The organism is Halomonas sp. KO116 (assembly GCF_000734975.2).
GTDB lineage: Bacteria > Pseudomonadota > Gammaproteobacteria > Pseudomonadales > Halomonadaceae > Vreelandella > Vreelandella glaciei.
In genome coordinates this window covers 3165941-3187126 of sequence record NZ_CP011052.1, presented here as the reverse complement: position 1 = coordinate 3187126, position 21186 = coordinate 3165941, and the positions used below count along the sequence as shown (strand labels likewise).

The window sequence follows — 21186 nt, the reverse complement described above, 5'->3', positions numbered from 1 at the left end:
GTTGCAAAATCATATGAAATTGATTTGAGAGATTTAGCTATAGCTATTTTAGGTTGGCGGTCTCAAGTTCCAAGCGCAACGCTATTGAAGGGTGCTCGGGCCAGCGACCGATTTCTTGAGCACCTCGGCGTAAACTTCCAGCGGCGTGCGCCAGTCCAGTGTCTTGCGCGGCCGCGTGTTCAGTGAGTCGGCGATCTCGTCGAGCTCTTCCTGGCTGTAGACCGACAGATCCGTGCCCTTCGGCAAGTATTGCCGCAACAGTCCGTTGGTGTTCTCGTTGGAGCCCCGCTGCCATGGGCTATGCGGGTCAGCGAAGTAGATTGCCGTACCGGTTTTCTGCGTGATCTCGGCATGCTTCACCATCTCTCTGCCCTGGTCGTAGGTCATGGACAGACGCAGGGCTCGTGGCACTTCATTGAGCTTGTCGCTGAAGCCAACGGCCGCCGCGGTGGCCGTGGTGCCATCCATCTTCGCCAGGATCACCAAGCGCGTGGTGCGCTCCACCAGCGTACCGACGGCGGAGCGATTGTTGGCACCGATGATGAGATCGCCCTCCCAATGGCCAGGCATCAGGCGGTCTTCGATCTCAGGCGGCCGCATATGGATGCTAACGAGCTCGGGAATCTGCTGGCGTCGATCCTTGCCACGGCTACGTGGCCGACGCTTGCCGTTGCCCTGCCGCAGGCAGGCGATGAGCTCTTTCTTGAGGCTGCCACGGGGCATCACATAGAGCGCGTTGTAGATGGCCTCATGCGAGACCTGTCGACGTGATTCGTTAGGAGACATGCGCTTCAGTGTGCGGGCTATCTGTTCCGGTGACCAGTACTTGCGCAGCAGGTAGACCACCAGCTCGAAGAGCTCGCCGTCGGGATGCAGCTTGGGACGCTGACGTGGCCGATGCCGCGTCAGGCGAGCCCGGTAGCCCGCCAAGCCGGCATCGTAGCCCTTGATGGGGTCGACCGTGTGGCGAGCGAGTTCTCGCGACACGGTGCTCGGTGCACGGCCCAGATGAGTGGCGATGGATCGGATTGAATGAGTCGCTCGCATCATCATGATGGCGGCTCGGTCTTCAGCAGTGAGATGGCGATAGCAGTAAGTCATAGCAACACCGTACCTGATGGGTCACGTGTTGCACTTGCTCATTGAGACCGCCGTTCTTGGTATTGGATAATCGGTACTTTATTGCTAAGTGTATCTCTATGTCTAGTGTATTTATGGTTAGTAACACCTGTCTATGAAGCCCGTTTTCGAGCTGCTCCTCCAGCGGCATCAAATTTTGCAGTATTCAATCACTTCAATGATTTTCAAATTTCTCCAGAAGATGCATATAGAGCATTAGGGAATAGGTTAACTAGTTTTCAGAACTTTGAAGCCTTTATTGAAGAAAGAGGGGATGAGTTATCCTTTGATAGTGAAGAATCTTTAATAGAGCTTTTTCAAAACAGATTTACCATTGAAGGTCTTGTTGCAGACCGGGCTGGAAGTATGACTATGAGTATTAAGTATCGCTACCCAGAAGGTGAAAATGGTGATGAACTCTTAAATTCTTACATAGCAGAAACTTCAAGTACGGTTTGGTCTAGGCTACATGCAAGGTTTGCTGCTTATAACCAAGCTCAATTAATGCGTTTGGATATAAACCTTAACTTAGAACAAGCTGCGCTTCGCACAGAGCGCGAAGAAGAGATATTTGAAGTTGAACGTGCAATAACAGTTGCTCGTAACTTGAATATTCAAACACCAACGATGCCTTATCAACTCGATGGCGAACAGCGCGGTAGCCAAATAATTTATTCTAACGTTGGAAATTTGCCTAAATATTTTATGGGTTATGAAACGCTTGAGTCAGAGAGAGACGCATTGATTAGCTCATTAGATAAAGGGTTAAGTAATCAAAATGTTAGAGATAATCAACAAAGTATAGATGCAAGACAACAGATTAGTGACTCAATAAGCGAAGATGAATCTTCTAAAAACGGGTTAGATGATTTTATAGTAACTGAGAGGGTAGTGGACGTAATTGAGTATGCTTTTCCAGGAGAGCGAACGGTATCACCTAACAAGCCCCTAATATTAGCACTGTCTATTGTTATAGGTAGTATCTTTGGGCTCGTTATCGCATTGATGTCAGTATCATTTAAAAATATGAAACGCCGTGATTTACAAGAATAGTAAAGAATGGTTTTGATTAGCGTAAGCCGAGCTTTAGGAGCGGAATGAGTTTATTAAAACGTGAAGCAATAAAAGCCGTTTCTTCACTTTGGCTTGCAACCCTGGCTGGTGCAGGATTGGCTTTCATTACGCAAGCTATTCTTGCTCGCCTGTTGCTTCCAGAAGCGTACGGTGTTTTTTCATCTTCTTTGTCTTTTGTAATGCTGTTCGTACCTCTTGCTGGTTTTGGAGTTGCCCAATTCTGGCTAAAAGCGTTTGGTCAAGAAGGCTGGGCAGCAAGGCGATGGTTAAGCGGTTCCATGAGGTTTATTTCATATTCTACAGGGCTCGTGTTTTGCGGATTAATAGCTTGGGCTATGGTGGGGCCGCATAATCAACTAACAACCTTGGTATTATGCTTGTTAGCTTTTCATGTGCTAGCGCAAGTGATTCTAGAGCTAGTGAGTAGCCGATTACAGCTCGAGGAAAGATTTTTATCTTTAGCTATGTGGCAGCTTTTTCCGCATTTATCACGATTCTTATTGGTAGCCGCATTAGCTTTATTTTTAAGTAAAAATGTTAACGTAGTGCTAGGATCTTTAATGTATGCAGCTGTGGCAGTATTAATGATTCCAGTAGGCTATTACATGTTAAAACCGATGTTTAATAGAACATTTTGTCTAGTCGGACACGAAAATTACACTAATGTTTTTAACGGTGAGAGAAAAAATTGGAAAACGGTAATTAATCTATCATGGCCATTCGGTTTAGCTGCGTTTGCTCATTTAATATATTACCAAAGTGATATAGTATTGCTTAAATATTTAGACAGCGATACTAGTGCAGGCATTTACAATATTGCCTTCCTGGTAATCTCGGCTATTTATCTTTTGCCTGGGGTTATATATCAAAAATATTTTTTACCTAAAATACATCGCTGGTCAATACAGGAACCTGCAAGAGTAAGGGAATTGTTTGAACAAGGCAATATTGCTATGCTGTTTTTGGGTCTTATTTTTCTTATTGGCATTTGGATAACAGCAGATTGGATGGTCTCAATACTATTTGGCGATCACTATGCTCAAGCAGCTTTTATTTTAAAAATACTTTCTTTTTCTGTTCCCTTCATGTTTGTTGCTTTTAGTTCTGGTGCTGTTCTTGTTACCCAAAATAACATGAAACTAAAGGTAAAACTTATGATTTTAGTTGCTCTATTAAATATTTCTCTTAATTTAGTGTTAATACCGCTTTATGGAATGGTGGGTGCTGCTACTGCAACAATCATAAGTAATGCTCTTCTTGCATTACTATATTTCATTACTGCTAAACGGCTGGTTATCAAAAATTGATGGAGATTTTGGTGAGTATATTAAAGTCATTTGGTCGTCTGGTTTTTTGCCTCTTATGTATGTTCTATGATTTTTTTCGGTTTACTCGTTACGGCGGATGGCGCCAAAATATGCGTAATAAGCAGGAAAGAAATTACGCCTCTGTTCGCGTTTATCATAGTTTAGAGAAAAGCCTTAGCTTAACTGAAAGAAACCCATCTGCTGGTGGAAAGAACGCAAAATTGCTAAAAGCTATTTTAGATAGAGCGAAAGAGGCAAATGATTATGGCTTTCAGGATCGAGTAGCGTTGAAAGTCTTGAGTGATTTTACAGCTCAAATCGTAGACAAAGGTGAAGGAATGAAATTGCATAGGGAGTTGCAACACATTTCTGATGAAGCTAGTAAAGAGGGTGGAATACTAGAAATTAAAAACTCTATTTTAAATTTAGAAAATCCTGAAGAGTTTTTTTTAGGGCGTCATTCTATCCGTGAGTTTAGTGACCTCGGTATTAAAGACACTGAATTAAAACGTGCTATTCACATGGCTATGAAAGCTCCATCGGTTTGTAACCGGCAAGCATGGTATATCTACGATCTTGAGAACCCGGAAGTTATCAGTGCTGCATTATCATTGCAGAATGGAAATCGTGGTTTTGGTCATAAAGTTAAAAGACTTTTAATTATCTGTAGTGATTTAGAAGCCTTTGTTTCATACAAAGAGCGCTATCAGCACTGGATTGATGGAGGCATTTTCTCAATGTCCATGATCCTGGCATTGCATTCAATCGGCATAGGTTCTTGTTGTCTTAACTGGAGTCAGGATGCAGCAACTGACCTAAAATTGAGAAAACTATTGCCTATTAACCCAGAACACTCTGTAATTATGATGCTTGCAATCGGCTATCCCAATGACACTAGTAAGGTTTGTCAATCGCCACGCCGGCCTATCGAAGAAATTTATACAAAACTTTAGTAAAGGATTACAAGATGAAAAAGATAGCTCTTATCACGATACATTATGCCAATAGCTATGGTGGTTGTTTACAGGCGTTAGCTACTCAAACGATTCTTTCTAAATTTGGAAAAGTTTCGATAATCGACTATAAAACGCCACAGTTAGAAAATACAATGAAGCTTTTACGGTTTAGTAAAAGTCCACGTTCCGCTTTGCACTTAATTAAAGATATTAGTCGTTATTTTCCTCGTAAAAGGTTGTTAACCAGATTTCATCATTTTATGAAAGAAAATTATAATTTAACTCAACCCTGTCATACAAAATTTGAACTTGAGAAATTAAACGATGATTTTGATGTTTTTGTTTGTGGTAGCGACCAAATTTGGAATCCAGTAATTATTGGTTCTTTTGATAAAAACTATATGTTGGATTTTGTTGAAGGTAAGCCAAAAGTGGCGTTTTCAACAAGTGCAGGATCTTATATACATGAAGGAGATGAAAGTGATTATCTTCGAGATGCTCTTAATAGTTTTTCCTCATTATCATTTCGCGAAATTGATACGGCTGAACGCATGAAAACCTTATCAAAGCGTGATGATATTAGCTGTACCTTAGATCCCACCTTATTACTAACTCGCCAAGAATGGTCTGAATTGCTGAAATTGCCAGAGCAGCAAGCTCCTACGGAGCCTTATATATTTGTCTATACACTTAAAAAAGATCGTTTAGTATACGAAATAATAAATAAAGTTGCCAAAAAATTCGATTTAAAAATTATAGCTATCGATCAAGATCCTTTCTTACTTTATAAAACAGATCGTCATTATCGTGATGCTAGCCCACTGGAGTATATGACACTTATAAATAACGCTTCATTTGTAGTTACAAACTCTTTTCATGGGACTGCATTTGCAGCAAATTTTGGAGTTCCTTTTATATCAATCAAACCTGAGTCTGGAACTAATCGAATCAAGTATTTTTTGAATGGGCTAGGGTTAGGAAATCGTCTGGTTGAAGACAGTCAAGACTTAGACGCAGCACTGCTTACTGAGATTGATTTTAAATCTGTTCATCTTGAATTAGATAAGCAAAAAGAAAATACAATGAAATATTTAGAAGTCGCCATGTCATAATTTTATGGTAGCTAATGGAAGAAACGAAAGTAATATAAAAAAATGCTTCTTTCTGATAAAGCATACTGTATTTTGATTTTCAGTTTAAAGAGTGGGTTTATTGTCAATTTTTATAAATAGAGTAATTGGATATGCATCTAAGTAATACTAAGCTTGATGTAAGACTGCTATTGTTGTTTATGTCAATATTGCTTATGCCAAGCCTCGTTTTTGTATTACTGGAGGCTAGCTCGTTAGCGGTGGGGATGCTTTTTTCATCACTGCTAGTACTGCTATTGTTATTTACTAGCAAGGGAGCATTTAAAGTTGATACTGAATTTTTATTTATATTCACCGTTGTATTATTGGTGGTCACTATTAACTGTGCTGTAATTTGCTTTATTTATCAAGATATTAAGCCTCTGCTTTCCCTTGTTTGGTTTTTTGTCGCGTTTTCAGCAGTAATTTTTGGTCGTTACATGCTTTATTTACCCTTTGAAAAAATACACGCTACGTTATTTTACGTTATCATATTGTTGTTGCTTATTGGATGGGTTGAAGTTTTAGTGGGTATGCATTGGGGAGGATATGGTGAATTGGAAAAATCTGTATTTCCATTTTCTGAAGAAAGTCATTATGCACTAGCATTGAGCATGGTAATTTTACCCTATGTTCTTACAAGTAAAAATTTCAAAACGGTTTTTGCTTTTTTATTAAATATACTGTTGCTAGCTATTTTATTTCCTAATCTTACAATGTTAGTTGTTTTTAGTTTATCGTGTTTAATGTATGTATTACGAATGAGGCTTGCTTATTTGGTTTTATGTGCTACTTTCTTGTTTACCATTGGTATGGTTTTTTTTATTTTTCTACTAGACTATTTTCCTTATTTTCAAAGCAGGCTGGCGTTTGAAGACTCAAACAACCTAACCACATTAGTATTTCTTCAGGGCTGGATGATGGCCTATACTAATCTCATCGAGACCTATGGACTAGGCATAGGTTTTCAGATGCTTGGTACTGAGGCTACGTATTTTCCTGATGTTACTGAAAGAATATATGTTTTAACCGGAAAGTATTTTAACACATATGATGGCGGTTTTTTATTGGCTAAAATTGTTGCTGAATTCGGTATTTTGGGTGTCATTTTAGTTGTTTTTTATTTATTTTCCCTAGTTAATATGTTTTTTTACACCAATCGTTATTTTAGTAGTTTGAAAGGTAATACTATTCAAGATGATTTTTTGAGAAAAAGAATACTAATGTACGGGTTTTTTATGGGCTTTTCTATTGAGTTTTTCCTTAGAGGTTATGGCTATTTTTCTCCTGGAGTGTTTGTAGTCATTGCTGCATGTTATGTCGCATTTTTAAATAAAAGACGAGTATTAGTATGAATGCTAGCAAGCTTAAAAATATAATCATTATTAATGACTATGCTAGGGTAGAGGGTGGGGCAGCGAAAGTAGCAATTTCAAGTGCTCTTGGTCTTGCGTTGGCTGGATACAAAGTCTCTTATGTTTTTGCAGTGGGACCCGCTAGTAATGATTTGATTCATCCTAATATTCAGTTAATTGATCTAAAACAGTATGACTTGCTAGATAATCCTAGTCGTAAGGATGCCGCTATCAGAGGTGTTTGGAATAGTCAGTCTTATAAGGTAATAAAACAGTATCTGAATAATATAAGTCCATATGATACTGTCGTGCATATTCATACGTGGGTCAAGTCATTGAGTATTAGTGCGGTAGCTGCTGTTGTTAATTCTAAAATCCCCAATGTCTTAACGCTACACGACTATTTTTCTGTATGTCCTAACGGTGGCTTATATGATTATCAAAAAGAAAGCATATGCCATAAAAAGCCAATGTCACTAGATTGTGTCACTACTAATTGTGATGCTCGTAGTTATTCCCATAAGCTTTGGCGAGTTATCAGACAACTAGCATATAAGCGAGCAGGGTTTAAAAATGGTATTAAAAATTTTATTAGTGTATCGGATTACAGTGAGTCAATACTGAAACCTTTGCTTCCCAGCACCGCTTTGTTTTGGAGGGTGGGAAATCCTATTGATATAAAAAAAGCGTCACCTACAACACCAGGCAACTCACGTTATTATACTTATGTGGGTCGCTTGTCGGCCGAAAAGGGGGCTTTGCTTTTAGCGAAGGTGAAAAGCATTACGCCTGATAGATTGCGTTTCATTGGAAAAGGAGAGGTCGAAGAGGAGTTGATGGAATTGTTGCCCGAAGCTGAGTTTTTAGGTTGGGTAGACTCAACTCAAATATCAAAATATTTATATGATACACGTGCATTGTTATTTACTTCTAGGTCGTATGAAACTCAAGGGCTTGTTGTTTTAGAGGCTGCTGCTGTAGGTGTGCCTGCCGTTGTAGCTTCTCAAACATCAGCGACTGACTATGTTACACATAATAAATCTGGATTATTATTCTCCACTGGTAATAGTGCTAGTCTGGATGATCAGCTTGCTTTGTTAGAATGCGATGATACTGTTAATCGCCTTGGGGCTCAGGCATATGATGATTTTTGGAAAAAACCGCCTACTTTAGAAAACCATGTAAAAGAGCTTGTTATTTGTTATTCGGATATTTTAAACCAACACACGGATTGTTTTAAATAGGTAAGGAATACCATATGGTAAATAGTAAAAGGGTTGCATGCGTCATACCAGTTTATAATGGCAAGCAGGACTTGCTACGGTTATTTGACTCTTTGGATCAACAAAAAGCTCACTTTGATGTTCTGGTCGTTGATTCGTCATCGTCTGATGGATCTCAGGAATTAGCTGAAGAAAGGGCAGATGAATTAGTCGTTATAAATTCTAGTGAGTTTAATCATGGCGGCACTAGACAGAAAATTGTTAATGATTATCCGCAGTATGATGTTTTTATATTTTTGACTCAAGACGCATATTTGGATGATCCTTCCGCTATTACTAACATGGTTAAGTATTTTGACAAAAGTACTGTGGCTGCAGTATGTGGAAGACAGCTGCCACACGATGATGCTAATCTATTAGCCGCTCATGCACGGATATTTAATTACCCATCAGAATCTATTTATAAGTCTTTAGAGGATGCCTCGTCATTAGGTATAAAAACGCCCTTTATGTCTAATTCATTTGCTGCTTATCGTAGGGAATCGCTTATTAAAGTAGCTGGGTTTCCTGATGATGTTATTTTGTCAGAAGACATGTTTGTAACTGCCAGAATGTTGATGGCAGGTTATGAAATTGTTTACGCAGGCGATGCCTGTTGCCGACATTCTCATAACTATACAATTATAGAAGAATTCCGTCGTTATTTTGATATTGGTGTGTTTCATGCTAAAGAGCCATGGATTAGAGATAATTTTGGAGGAGCGGGGGGAGAAGGGTTTAAGTATGTAAAGTCAGAGATTAAGTATATTGGGTTAAGACGTTTTTATCTTTGGCCGTCTAGCTTGATCAGAAATGCTTTAAAATTATTTGGTTATAAATTAGGTCAGCGGTCAGAAAAACTACCAGTGTCTATAAAGCAAAAATTGTCGATGCACTCACATTATTGGAGTAAGTGATTTTTGTCTATTGACATGTTTTATAATGGTAATGAGTATCTGGGAAAGGAAAGTTTAAATGTTTAAGCAAACACAAGGCCTAACTGAACGGTATCCTGCCCAGCTGATAGTGCCCGTTTTTGATTTTTTCGCAATTGTTTGCGCCTGTGTTATTGCTTTTAAATTTCGTTTTGGAACTTTTGATTTACATGAGCGCTATGTTTTAGCGACTGCTCTCATCGCTCTGTTTGCCATCCTATTAAATAGTATGTTTGGTGGTTACAGTCGATGGCGTACTACCCCCGTTTCTACATTGGTGGCCCGACTTTTAATGGTTTGGGTAGCGGTTGGATTGTTGGCAACATCATTGATCTTTTTGGCAGATGCTTCTGTTCGTTTTTCGAGGTTGTGGGTAGCCTCCTCGTTGCTCCTCTCTTATATCATAGCGGCGGGAGGGCGTGTACTTGCACAAATTATTTTGAGAAAAGCTCGCATGAAGGGGCGTGCGAGGCGATCCATATTTTTGGTGGGCCCCAGCAGCCAGTTGCTACAAGTGGCAAGAAGCATGCGTGCCGCTAAGGGGGAAGGCTACTCTATTGTCGGTGTTGAGAGGCTGTACTCTGGATTCAACGAACAAAGCTTGCCCAATATTGCGGCACGAATTGAAATGTCTGGTGCACGTGAAGTATGGATTTGTGTCCCTTTAGAAATGGGGGGGGCTGTTCGTTCCATTTTTTATGCTTTAAGAAATCACACTGCGGAAGTACGTTTTATCCCTGATTTCCAGGGTATGCAATTGCTTAACCACAGATTTAGCGAGGTGGCGGGGCATTTTGCTATTGATCTAAGCGTTACGCCACTCAGCGGCATGGCGCGTATTATCAAGCGTGCTGAAGATCTAATGGTAGGGAGCCTTATTACGCTATTGATTACCCCCGTTTGTCTATTGATTGCTGTCGCTATCAAGGTTACCTCTCCAGGCCCCATACTGTTTAAACAATATCGTACTGGTGCAAATGGACGACGGGTGAAGGTATATAAATTCCGGTCCATGCGAGTCCATAAGGAAAAAGAAGGTCAAATTACCCAAGCCACCAAGAACGACCAACGAATAACGCCCATAGGTGCTTTTCTGCGTAAGACATCTCTTGATGAGCTACCTCAATTTTATAATGTACTTCAGGGTCGTATGTCGATCGTTGGCCCACGTCCCCATGCGTTAGCTCATAACGATTACTATAAAGATCTTGTTGAGTCATACATGCGACGCCATAAGGTAAAGCCAGGCATCACAGGGTGGGCCCAAGTGAATGGTTTGCGGGGGGAAACGGATACCCTGGAGAAAATGGAGCGTAGGGTCGAGTATGATCTTTGGTACATCGACAACTGGTCACTGTGGTTGGATTTACGCATTATTTTTTTAACAGTTTTTACAGGGTTTGCTAACAAGAATGCCTACTGAAATATTAGCAAAAAATGAGAGGCAAAGAGGACTATTCTAGAATAATGTTCTTATAAATCAAATTTTTAATTTACAGCTGATGAGGAAGATGGTCACATGCATGTTTTCCAATTGACCATGTCAGCTGGGTGTTGAAAGTGCATTGTGGGTATGGTTTGGTTCGATATTGTTCAGTGTCGCCACTGCAATGGCCTGTCCAGCTTCGCGTTGTGATGCCGCTGATAGGCTTAACGTCGTGGCCATGTTGGGGAGGTATAAGCGTTTATAGAGGCCTTTGCTAAGCATGGATTTTGAGGCCGACCGTGCCTATGATGTTGTACCTAGCGCCCCTGAGTCTTAAGGCGCTAGGTTTCAAAGAAGCGCTTGCTTCTAGGTGCCTTTTGGTTGCGGTGGGCATACCGAATGTCATCAGCAGTAGGGTTGAAAAAGCGGCTGGCTCAGAGAGGTTGAATGACGAAAATGTTGAATAAAATTATCCCCATGTACAAGGTTTGTCTATGTAGAGTGGCGGCAATGAATACCTTACAATCGAAACTAATTTTGAGTAGCGTGGATTAATTACTTTTTCATCCGTTTAGAGTAGGGCATGGGAACACGCCCTTCAGAACTCCTGGGCGGTAGCGTACCTTTTTTTAGGAAATATCATGTCAAATACCCCATTCTCGATAGCGCGGCTAGCTCGTATGCTATTGGCGGCGCTAAGTGTTGTCGTGGTAAGCGGCTGTGCCAGTTACCCAAATAGCAGCACCCAACAACAAGCGCAGTACGTGTTGAATAACGACCCGGCAACGCTTCTGGAAGATGTGGCGCTTAATGAGTTCCTATCCAAAGCACCAGCAGGCTCTGTTCTCAATCTCGCACGCAGTCCTTGGGGGGATAACGTTGAAATTGTTGCCGATGCGCCTTACCTAGCCGCCAGTGGCAGGGAGTGTCGTCGGTTACGCATTGTCGACAGTGCAGGGGCAGCTGCACCCAGTGCACTTACTTGTGAAACACCTGATGGCTGGGTGAATCAACGTGTATTCGCTAACATGGATTCAACAATGGAAGGGCGCTATTAATGAATGTTTCATGCATGCTTCAACGGCTATCGATCAAGCGCCCCATCGCCGTTGCTTCATTTCTGCTACTAAGCGCTCTCACCAGTAGCACGGCACTGGCACAAAGTATTAGTCTCCCGAATAGCATCCTGCCTGAAGATCAAGAGGGCGGAGACCAGCAAGAGCAAGTAGACGATACCCCTCGAGCTGATTGGCGTAGCGGCACCTATGGTCCCGTTGCTATGGAAACCGCCGATCCGGATACCCTCCCCCCTTTTGGCGCTAACCTATTTACCGGCGGGTTTCGAGGGGCGATGGGGGATGGCTTAAATGCAGGCTATCAAGTCAAGCCCGGTGATCAAATCACCGTGCGTGTGTGGGGGGCGTTTGAGTTTGACCGAATATTGCCAGTAGATGCTCAGGGCAATATTTTTATACCAGGCTCTGGCCCATTGTATATAGAGGGGCAAAATAGCCAGCAAGTTGATAACAGTGTGCGAGGGGCCATTACCTCGGTATACCCTGAAAATGTTGAAGTATATACCAATATACAGGGCGTACAGCCGGTGGCGGTATTTGTAACCGGTTACGTAGAAAACCCTGGGCGTTATGCCGGTACTCCTAACGACTCCTTGCTCTATTTCCTAGACCAGTCAGGAGGTATTGACCAAGACTTAGGGAGCTATCGGCAAATTCGGGTGGTACGTGATGACCAAACGGTGGCCATGGTAGACCTTTACGACTTTCTGATTAATGGCAGTATCCCCCGTCCGCAGTTTCAAGATGGCGATACTATTGTGGTGGAAGAGCGTGGTCCGGCGATCGCCGTAGGTGGCGATGTCCATCGTGAGCACCGCTATGAGCTAATGGGTAATCAGCTGAGCGGCGCAGAACTGATTAACCTAGCTCGTCTAAAAAGCGGTGTTTCCCACGTCCTATTACGTGGTAACCGTGAAGAAGGTCCCATTGCCCAATATTTCCCAATTGAGCTATTTTACGGGCAAACTATACGTAGCGGTGACGAAGTCCTCTTCAGTGCCGATCAGCGCAGCGAAACTATCGTAGTAGAAATAGAAGGAAGTTATTACGGCCCTTCACGCTATGCACTGCCACGTGATGCGCGTTTGAGTGAGCTACTTGATGCGATACCTGTACCTGAAAACATGACAGCCGTTGAAAGTATTTCGCTCCAACGTGAAAGCGTGAGAGAGCAGCAGCAGCAATCAATGGAAGACAGCCTACGTCGCTTAGAAACGACTTATCTAGGGGCCGAGTCAAGTACCAATGAAGAAGCTCAAATCCGCGTTCAAGAAGCCGAACTCATTCAAAATTTTATTGAGCGCGCGCGCGAGTTAGAACCGAGTGGGCGCTTAGTTGTCGCTTATAATGATCGAATTTCCGATATTCGTCTGCAAGATGGCGACATAGTGACGATTCCTGAAATTAGCGACTCTATGTTGATCAGTGGTGAAATATTAGTGCCCCAGGCCGCAGTGTATCGCCCTGGTATGAACGTGATTGATTACATTGAAGGTGCTGGAGGCTTTACCGAACGTGCCGACGAAGATCACATCTTGGTGGTTCGTCAAAATGGTGCAGTTGAAAATGCCCGAGATGTTAATCTACGGCCAGGTGATGAGATCCTGGTAATGCCGGCGGCTCCTACGCATAACCTGCAGCTAGCGTCCACTCTAACCCAAATTCTTTTCCAAATAGCCGTTGCAACACGCGTTGCGGTGGATCTGTAGCGGATGGTTGCCAATAAATGAAGACCAAGTTGTGAGGTGGTGAATAAGCACGGGTGAGAGGTAAGGCTAATACTCGCCTGTATCTCTCACCTCAACCTGTACCTCACACTTCAAAGAGAACGATTTGCTTCACTTTCAAAAAGTTGAACTATGGAAAATATAACCAGTGGTCCAAAGGGTGCCCGCACTCCATGGCAAGTGACCCGGAGTGTGTGGTATGCCATGTTTATGCGTGAAGCCATATCACGCACAATGGCAGACCGCATGGGCTGGTTCTGGATGCTTTTTGAGCCAGCGGCCTTTATTGGCATTATGGTGGCCATACGCAGTTTCATACGTAGTGATCGGCTAATTGTTAATGCTGAGTTTATTCCGTGGATGATTGCCGGGTTAATGGGCTTTTTCCTGGTACGCGAGGGTATGCTCCGAGGGATGGGCGCTATTGAAAGTAACAGTGCACTATTCGCATATCGTCAGGTACACCCAGTTGACCCAGTCATCGTGCGCAATTTTCTGGAAGGCATGTTGCGCTCGTTTATTTTTTTGCTATTTATTCTGGGCGGCTTGATGCTCGGATTGGATATATACCCCGATAACGCTATTCGGGCGATGGCCGCATGGTTATCGCTATGGAGTTTAGGGCTTGCACTCGGGCTATTAACCTCGGTGGTAGCAACATTAGTTCCAGAAGTGGGCCGTGTGGTCCGGATGCTCTCGCTGCCGCTTTTGATTCTTTCAGGTGTTATGTTTCCACTCAATCAGCTTCCCCACTGGCTGTTGGAATATCTCATGCTTAATCCGATTCCGCATGGTATTGAAGTGCTCCGATTAGGGTTCTTTGAAAATTACCAAACGGTCCATGGCACTAGTATGCTTTATTTTTGGATGGTAACACTCTCTATAAGTGCGCTAGGGCTACTAATGCACCTACGTTTTGTTGACCGGTTAAAGGCCAAATAACCTATGCCTGTTTCGTTACGTCATTTTGTAAAAAAATCGCCGCAATGGGCGGTTGCTATCATCGCGATTATTCTCGTCTCTTTCTATTGGTTTATATGGGCAGAAGACCGTTATGTATCGCGCGCCACAGTGGTGCTCGAAAGCCCGCAGGTGGCTTCGCCTGAATTATCCCTTTCATCGTTAATGAGTGGAAGCAGTGGCAATACGCATGATCTGCTGCTGCTACGTGAGCACTTACTTTCGGTGGATATGCTACGCCTGTTGGATGAACAGCTAGGTATACGCCAGCATTATAGCGAGAATGGCGACTTTTTTGCCAAGCTACGCGATCCCAACGTACCCATTGAAGACCTTCACAAATACTACTTACGGCGCGTAGAGATTGAGTTAGATGAATATGCTGGTGTGCTAAATATACATGTGCAGGGCTACACTCCAGAATTTGCTCATGATATGGCCGCGTTACTGCTTGAGGCCGGTGAAGACCACATGAACGAAATGGGTCACCGTCTAGCTGATGAGCAGGTGCGCTTTTTAGAGCAGCAAATGGTACGTTTAGAAGAGCGCTTTGAAGAAACCCGTGGCAAGCTGCTTGAATACCAAAATGAGTTTGGCCTTGTGTCGCCTACCTCAACGGTAGAGAGTATTAATCAAGTGGTGGCCACGCTAGAAGGTGACTTGGCCCGTTTGCAAGCACAGCGCAATGCCCTGGCAAGTTTCCAAAGTTCGCAATCTTCTGAGTTGCGACAAGTCGAGCGAAGTATTTCAGCGCTACGCGATCAAATTGTGGTGCAGCGTGATCGCCTGGCTCAAGCCACTGGTGATTCCCTTAACCGCGTTTCTGCGGGATATGAAACCTTAGAGCTACAGGCCCAATTCGCTCAAGAAACCTACTCAAGCGCGCTTGCCTCGTTAGAAAATACCCGATTAGAAGCTGCGCGGCAGCTAAAGCAAGTAAGCGTATTGCAAAGCCCGCTGTTCCCAGAATATCCGACGGCGCCTAACCGTCTCTATAACAGCAGTGTTTTTGCAATCTTGACTATTTTTATCGCGTTTATTTTTAGCATGATGGCAATGATTGTCAAAGATCACCGAGATTGATAAAAGAGTAACAAGGGAAGGGTGGTGAGGTGTGACACGTAAGGAGTGAGTTAACACGCGGAGCAACGCGTCTGCAAAAGAAGTCATGAAGTGGCTCCCAATGCTAGAGGAAACAAGTCAGTGCTTAATATCATTCATCACGGTGGCGCCACTGGCGTCACTGGAAGCTGTCACCAGCTCATATTAAATAGTGAGCACTCACTGCTAATTGATTGCGGCCTATTTCAAGGTGAAGATGAAGCGGGGAACAGCTTTGAGCAATTACAAATTGAATTCGATATCAGCACTGTTCAGGCATTAATAATCACTCATGTCCATATTGATCATATAGGGCGCCTGCCCTACCTACTAGCGGCGGGATTTAAAGGGCCTATTATCTGCTCCATCCCTTCTGCCAAGCTGCTGCCCTTAGTAATTGATGATGCGTTGAAGATTGGGTTTACCCGTAACGCAGAGCTAATTAACCGCTTCCAAGAGCAATTAAAGCATCAGCTCATCAGTGTTCCCTACGGAAAATGGCGAAGTGTCGTACCTAACTCAGAGGCGGGCACCACACGTATAAAACTCCAGCGGGCAGGTCACATTCTGGGTTCCAGTTACGTAGAAGTTGACCATCAATTTCCTACTGGTGAGAAAGAAAGAGTCGTATTCTCTGGCGATTTGGGCGCGCCTTATGCGCCGCTATTGCCAGCGCCAAAATCGCCCTATGGTTGCGACCAATTAGTACTTGAAAGCACTTACGGTGACCGCCATCACCCTAAACGCCGAAACCGCCGTGCCACCTTGAAAGCTGCCGTTGAACAAGCACTCACAAACGGTGGAACCGTCATGGTACCCGCCTTTAGTATTGGGCGTACTCAAGAACTGCTTTACGAATTGGAAACCATCATTCATCAAGCACACTCATCAATGTGGGAGGAACTTGAAATTATAGTTGACTCTCCCCTGGCCGCACGCTTTACCAGTGTATATAGGGAACTAAAACCCTACTGGGATAAAGAAGCCCAGCGTCGCTTAGACAGTGGACGCCACCCGCTTAACTTTGCCAATCTCTACACTATTGAGCGTCATGAAGAACACTTAAGGGCAGTGACCTATTTGGCTAAAACAGGCCGTCCGGCGGTGGTGATTGCCGCTAGCGGCATGTGTACAGGTGGACGTATTATTAATTACCTCAAAGCCATGTTAGGAGACGAACGTCATCAAGTGCTATTTGTAGGCTACCAAGGTGCTGGTACGCCTGGTCGTGATATACAGCAATATGGCCCACGTGGCGGCTGGGTTGAGCTTGAGGGGGAGCGAATTGATATTAAAGCAGGCATTACCACGCTGAGTGGTTACTCCGCTCACGCGGATCAAAAGGATTTACTTAACTACGTAAGGCGGATGCATCGCTGGCCAGCTATCATACGCCTGGTGCATGGTGAGCACGACGCCCGAACGGCACTCAAGCAAAAGCTAGCAGAGTTGTATCAGCAGGCGGGAAAATCATTAACGGTAGTGAGTGCATAATGAACTGTGTAACGTATATAGCCGCGATACGCTATTCCCTTTGTATTATTTCAATAGCAGGTATGTCATGAAAATTGCGGTTGCGGGCACCGGTTATGTCGGACTCTCCAATGCAGTACTTCTCGCTCAGCACAATGATGTCGTAGCGGTTGATATCGTCAAAGAAAAAATTGACCTACTTAATAGCCGTCACTCGCCGATAGAAGACAAAGGAATTTCAGAATACTTAAGCAATACAGCGCTTAATTTTGACGCCACTCTGGACGCTGAACACGCATATTCGCAGGCAGACATTGTCATTATCGCGACGCCTACCGACTATGACCCCATCACTAATACATTTAATACTCAAAGCGTTGAAGCAGTCATCGAGCTGGTAATGAAGGTTAACTCATCAGCCTTGATGGTGATTAAATCCACGGTGCCAGTAGGTTATACAAAACAGGCGAGCGAGCGCTTTGGTACGCAAAATTTAATATTTTCTCCTGAGTTCTTACGGGAGGGCAAGGCGCTACACGACAATCTTTACCCCTCACGGATTATTGTTGGCGAGCGCTCGGAACGCGGTGAAATGTTTGCTGCGCTCCTTGAGCAGGGCGCGATCAAAAAAGAAGTCCCTATTTTACTCACGAACAGCACAGAAGCAGAGGCGATTAAACTTTTCGCCAACACCTACCTGGCCATGCGTGTCGCTTATTTTAATGAGCTGGATATGTACGCCGAAAATCACGATTTGGATTCTCGGCAAATAATTGAAGGCGTTAGTCTAGACCCTCGTATTGGTAATCACTATAACAACCCCAGCTTCGGCTATGGCGGGTACTGCCTTCCTAAAGACACAAAACAGCTGTTGGCAAACTATGATCAAGTGCCCAATAACATCATAAAAGCCATTGTCGATGCTAATCGCACGCGTAAGGATTTTATTGCTGAATCGGTTCTTAAGCGTAACCCACGTGTGGTAGGCGTGTATCGGCTGATCATGAAATCAGGCTCTGACAATTTCCGCGCCAGCGCTATGCAAGGGGTAATGAAGCGACTCAAAGGCAAGGGGGTAGAAGTCATTGTCTACGAACCTACTTTGCAGGAGGAGCACTTTTTTAACTCTCGTGTGATTAGCGACCTAGCAGCCTTTAAACAAGAGGCCGATGTAATATTGACTAATCGCATGGCCCCCGAGCTCACGGATGTCTCAGCAAAGGTATACACACGCGACCTGTTTGGGAGCGATTAAACAGATCTTTTAAAGGCTTACAGCGTGCTTATTCATGATTGAAATTCGTAATCTCTACAAGCGCTACCACAATCATCATGGTAGTGACTGGGTATTGAAAGATATCAACCTCACCATACCGCGGGGCGTCAGTGTGGGCCTAATCGGTGCTAACGGGGCTGGTAAGTCGACCCTGTTACGCTTGATTGCCGGTATGGATACGCCAGAGCGTGGCGAAGTTGTGCGCAGCAGCCGGGTTTCCTGGCCGGTGGGCGTGACGGGCGGCATGCAAAACAACATGACAGGACGGCAAAACGTCAAATTTGTCGCTCGCGTGCAAGGCTCAAAGTCGCAAGAAGTCCAGCGAGTGATTGAGTTTGTTGAAGACTTTGCCGAAATTGGTGAAGCCTTCGACGAGCCCGTCAAGACGTACTCCTCCGGTATGCGCTCACGCGTATCGTTTGGGCTTTCGCTAGCATTTGATTTTGATGTGTATATTTCAGATGAGGCCACCGCCGTTGGTGACCGGGCGTTTAAAGAAAAGGCCAAGACCCTGTTTCGGTCCAAGGTAGGTAAATCGTCGCTTATCATGGTGTCGCACTCAGAAGGCATCTTAAAAGACCTATGCCAGGCAGGGGTATATATAAAAGAGGGCGAGGCCTTCTGGTTCGATGACATTAACGCTGCTATTAAAACCTACCACCGTGATAGCGATGCCAAAAAAGCAGCAAGAGCTAGCAAGCTCGCAAAAGCCCCCGCGACTGCTAACCGTGTAGCGAATGAAAGTATTGCTAATAACAGTAATGCTGATAGTAAAGTCGCTAATGACAAAGCCTCGGCAAGTACCTCTGCCGCTGGCGGCCAGGCTGCTAAAAAGACCGCACCTACAAAGGCGGTACCAGGAAATACGGCAACGGCTGAAGCTGATGAGCCATTACCCAGCGATATCCCCAGCGCAAAACGACATCTTCAGCAGTGTCGCCAGAAACTCAAAAAAGCCAAAGAGGCTCAGGCAACGGCCGAAGAGCAGCAATTTTTGCCTTATATCCAACAGTTTATAAAAAAAGATGTAGCCAATCGGAACCGCAAAACAGTTAAAGCTCGCAAGCATTTAGAAGCACTGGAACAAGCACAGCAGAATGTCTCTGATGAAGTCAATAACTCGCACATAGAGGAAGGGAACCGATGAATCAAAAAACATTTCTTGTTACCGGAGGAGCAGGCTTCATCGGCTCGGCGGTAGTCCGTGAATTAATTAACAATACCTCACACCATGTTATCAACGTTGATAAGCTGACTTACGCTGGCAATTTAGAATCGCTAACGAGTGTAGACAATAATGAACGCTACACCTTTATCCAGGCGGATATTTGTGACGCGCGTGCCATGCAGCAGCTATTTGAAGACGTTAACCCGCCTTATTCATGAGGCCGACCTGAAAACGAAGATAGCGGATGGTATTCTCTTGAGAAATCAGAACGTTCCGGCAAGAATCTGAACCAAGAGAGCCATCCGCTATGGGTGAAAGCCTATCCACCTGGACGCCCTCATGCAACGGCTCTGTCCGTGTTGAGCTGAGCGGCCAGCGCACTACCAGCGACAGCGGCGCTCTGCTGTTGCGTGAGGCCCTCGACAACAGCGGCGTGATTGAGGCGCTGGAAGACAATCTGGTCGATCGACGCCACCCGCTGCGCATCCTTCATTCGCTGGCCAGCCAGTTGCGTACCCTGGTGCTGCAGCGTGCGATGGGCTGGATCGACCTCAGCGATACCGACACGCTGCGCCGTGATCCGCTCTGGCAGCTGGCCTGCAGCGATGCGCGCGGGACAACGCCCCTGGCCCAGGACCGGCCGTCTCAAGCCACGCTGTCGCGGCTGCTGAGCTGCCTCGGTCGTAACGACAATATCGATGCCGTGCACGAAGGCCTGCTGCGGCTGGTGGTCTGGCGCCTGACCTCGCTGCAGAACGGTGAACGTCCCAAGCAGCTGACGCTGGACATCGACGGCCTGCCGATCAAGGTGCATGGCCACCAGGGCGGGTCGGCCTATCATGGCCTTTACGGGGCCCGCATCTACTCGCCGCTGGTCGCCTCGCTGGCCGAGACCGGCGACATGGTGGGTGGGCTGCTGCGCGAGGGCAACGCCGGCCCGGCCGAGAACGCCGACACTTGGATCCCGCACCTGGTGAAGCGACTCAACGAGAGCACCGGCGCCCAGGTTCGGGTGCGCATCGACGCCGGTTTCACCGACAACGCGACGCTGGAGGCCCTGGAAGAGCGCGACATCGAGTACCTGGGCCGACTGCGCAGTCACTCCGGCCTGCAGAAGCTGGCGGCACCGCACCTGAAGCGGCCACCCGGCCGGCCACCCGAGCAGCCTCGCGAGTGGTGCCACGATCTGGAGTATCAAGCGGGCTCTTGGTCGGCACCGCGTCGCGTGGTGCTGGTGGTGCAGGAACGCCCCGATGACCTGCTGCTGCATGCCTTCTTCCTGGTCACCAACCTCGGCAAGTTCGACTGGCCGCCGGAGAAGGTCCTGGCGCTCTACCGCAAGCGCGGCAGCGCCGAGGCGCACATGGGCGAGGTGAAGTCGGCGCTGGACGTGCACCTCTCGTCGACCGATCGTGGCGCCTCCACCGTTCAGGACGTGATGGCCCGCAACGAGGTGAGCCTGCTGCTCAGCCTCTACGCCTACCAGGTCCTGCATGGCCTGCGCTGCCTGCTGGAGCGGCAGACCCGGCAAGGCTGGAGCCTCAGCCGGATGCGCGAGCAGGTGCTGAAGGTCGCCGCCACGCTGAGGCTGCACGCTCGGCGAATCACGGTTCATCTCGGAGCCGCTGCCGACAAGTGGTGGCCGACCTTGCTTAAGGGGCTGCCGAAGCTGACCGCACTGAGCTGACGCTCCTGCGAGACCACCACAGCATCAGAAAGCGAGCGACCGGAGCGGCGGTCGGCGATCACGGCTGCTTGGACGGCCGCCATTGATTCCAAAGAGCTATAAGTAAGTAGGAAAAGGGCTGCGTTCTGGCATTACTCAACAGCCACTCGCGCTG

At 45.5% G+C, this 21186-nt stretch carries 17 protein-coding genes and 1 pseudogene; 17 read left to right on the top strand and 1 reads right to left on the bottom strand.

Annotated elements, in window-relative coordinates; all coding sequences use genetic code 11:
• Positions 1 to 81: 81 nt before the first annotated feature.
• Positions 82 to 1101: an IS30 family transposase gene (locus KO116_RS14685; protein WP_035565798.1), complete on the bottom strand. Its 1020-nt coding sequence runs from the start codon at positions 1099 to 1101 to the stop codon at positions 82 to 84.
• Between the two features lie 105 nt (positions 1102 to 1206).
• Between KO116_RS14685 and KO116_RS14680 the strand changes: the two genes are divergently transcribed.
• The 17 genes and pseudogenes from KO116_RS14680 (at position 1207) to KO116_RS14600 (ending at position 21032) form a co-directional block, all read left to right on the top strand.
• Positions 1207 to 2172 (top strand): hypothetical protein, encoded by a 966-nt coding sequence (locus tag KO116_RS14680; protein WP_144408598.1) that lies wholly within the window; start codon positions 1207 to 1209, stop codon positions 2170 to 2172.
• A 44-nt stretch (positions 2173 to 2216) separates the two neighbouring features.
• Positions 2217 to 3500, top strand: a complete 1284-nt coding sequence (locus KO116_RS14675) for a flippase (RefSeq protein ID WP_035566840.1) — start codon at positions 2217 to 2219, stop codon at positions 3498 to 3500.
• Positions 3501 to 3610: 110 nt separating this feature from the next.
• Positions 3611 to 4453, top strand: a complete 843-nt coding sequence (locus KO116_RS14670) for a nitroreductase family protein (protein ID WP_200897102.1) — start codon at positions 3611 to 3613, stop codon at positions 4451 to 4453.
• Positions 4454 to 4467: 14 nt separating this feature from the next.
• Positions 4468 to 5568 carry a polysaccharide pyruvyl transferase family protein gene (locus KO116_RS14665; protein ID WP_035566836.1) on the top strand — a complete coding sequence of 367 codons (1101 nt, stop codon included), beginning with the start codon at positions 4468 to 4470 and terminating at the stop codon, positions 5566 to 5568.
• Positions 5569 to 5699: 131 nt separating this feature from the next.
• On the top strand, positions 5700 to 6941 hold the full coding sequence (locus KO116_RS14660; protein WP_035566834.1) for a hypothetical protein: 1242 nt from the start codon (positions 5700 to 5702) through the stop codon (positions 6939 to 6941).
• A complete protein-coding gene (locus KO116_RS14655; RefSeq protein ID WP_052703774.1) occupies positions 6938 to 8185 on the top strand; it encodes a glycosyltransferase family 4 protein in 1248 nt (415 codons plus the stop codon). Before KO116_RS14660 ends, KO116_RS14655 begins: the two co-directional genes overlap by 4 nt.
• 14 nt (positions 8186 to 8199) lie before the next feature.
• Positions 8200 to 9120 carry a glycosyltransferase gene (locus KO116_RS14650; RefSeq protein ID WP_035566833.1) on the top strand — a complete coding sequence of 307 codons (921 nt, stop codon included), beginning with the start codon at positions 8200 to 8202 and terminating at the stop codon, positions 9118 to 9120.
• 58 nt (positions 9121 to 9178) lie between these two features.
• Positions 9179 to 10561, top strand: coding sequence for an undecaprenyl-phosphate glucose phosphotransferase (locus KO116_RS14645; protein ID WP_035566831.1), 1383 nt, complete (start codon positions 9179 to 9181; stop codon positions 10559 to 10561).
• Between the two features lie 644 nt (positions 10562 to 11205).
• The gene (locus KO116_RS14640) at positions 11206 to 11622 is read left to right on the top strand and encodes a DVU3141 family protein (RefSeq protein WP_035566829.1); all 417 of its coding nucleotides are present in this window, start codon (positions 11206 to 11208) and stop codon (positions 11620 to 11622) included.
• Positions 11622 to 13349, top strand: a complete 1728-nt coding sequence (locus KO116_RS14635) for a polysaccharide biosynthesis/export family protein (protein WP_035566827.1) — start codon at positions 11622 to 11624, stop codon at positions 13347 to 13349. The genes KO116_RS14640 and KO116_RS14635 overlap by 1 nt, the downstream gene beginning before the upstream one ends.
• Before the next feature lie 150 nt (positions 13350 to 13499).
• The gene (locus tag KO116_RS14630; RefSeq protein ID WP_035566825.1) at positions 13500 to 14309 is read left to right on the top strand and encodes an ABC transporter permease; all 810 of its coding nucleotides are present in this window, start codon (positions 13500 to 13502) and stop codon (positions 14307 to 14309) included.
• Between the two features lie 3 nt (positions 14310 to 14312).
• Positions 14313 to 15410 carry a chain-length determining protein gene (locus KO116_RS14625; RefSeq protein ID WP_035566823.1) on the top strand — a complete coding sequence of 366 codons (1098 nt, stop codon included), beginning with the start codon at positions 14313 to 14315 and terminating at the stop codon, positions 15408 to 15410.
• A gap of 120 nt (positions 15411 to 15530) precedes the next feature.
• Positions 15531 to 16922: an MBL fold metallo-hydrolase gene (locus KO116_RS14620; protein ID WP_035566821.1), complete on the top strand. Its 1392-nt coding sequence runs from the start codon at positions 15531 to 15533 to the stop codon at positions 16920 to 16922.
• A 67-nt stretch (positions 16923 to 16989) separates the two neighbouring features.
• A complete protein-coding gene (locus tag KO116_RS14615) occupies positions 16990 to 18156 on the top strand; it encodes a nucleotide sugar dehydrogenase (RefSeq protein ID WP_035566819.1) in 1167 nt (388 codons plus the stop codon).
• Positions 18157 to 18190: 34 nt separating this feature from the next.
• Positions 18191 to 19324 (top strand): ABC transporter ATP-binding protein, encoded by a 1134-nt coding sequence (locus tag KO116_RS25845; RefSeq protein WP_235272399.1) that lies wholly within the window; start codon positions 18191 to 18193, stop codon positions 19322 to 19324.
• Positions 19321 to 19551, top strand: a pseudogene (locus KO116_RS14605) (GDP-mannose 4,6-dehydratase); the annotation flags it as partial. The gene KO116_RS25845 and the pseudogene KO116_RS14605, both read left to right, overlap by 4 nt.
• A gap of 101 nt (positions 19552 to 19652) precedes the next feature.
• The gene (locus KO116_RS14600; RefSeq protein ID WP_035564251.1) at positions 19653 to 21032 is read left to right on the top strand and encodes an IS1380 family transposase; all 1380 of its coding nucleotides are present in this window, start codon (positions 19653 to 19655) and stop codon (positions 21030 to 21032) included.
• Positions 21033 to 21186 lie beyond the last annotated feature (154 nt).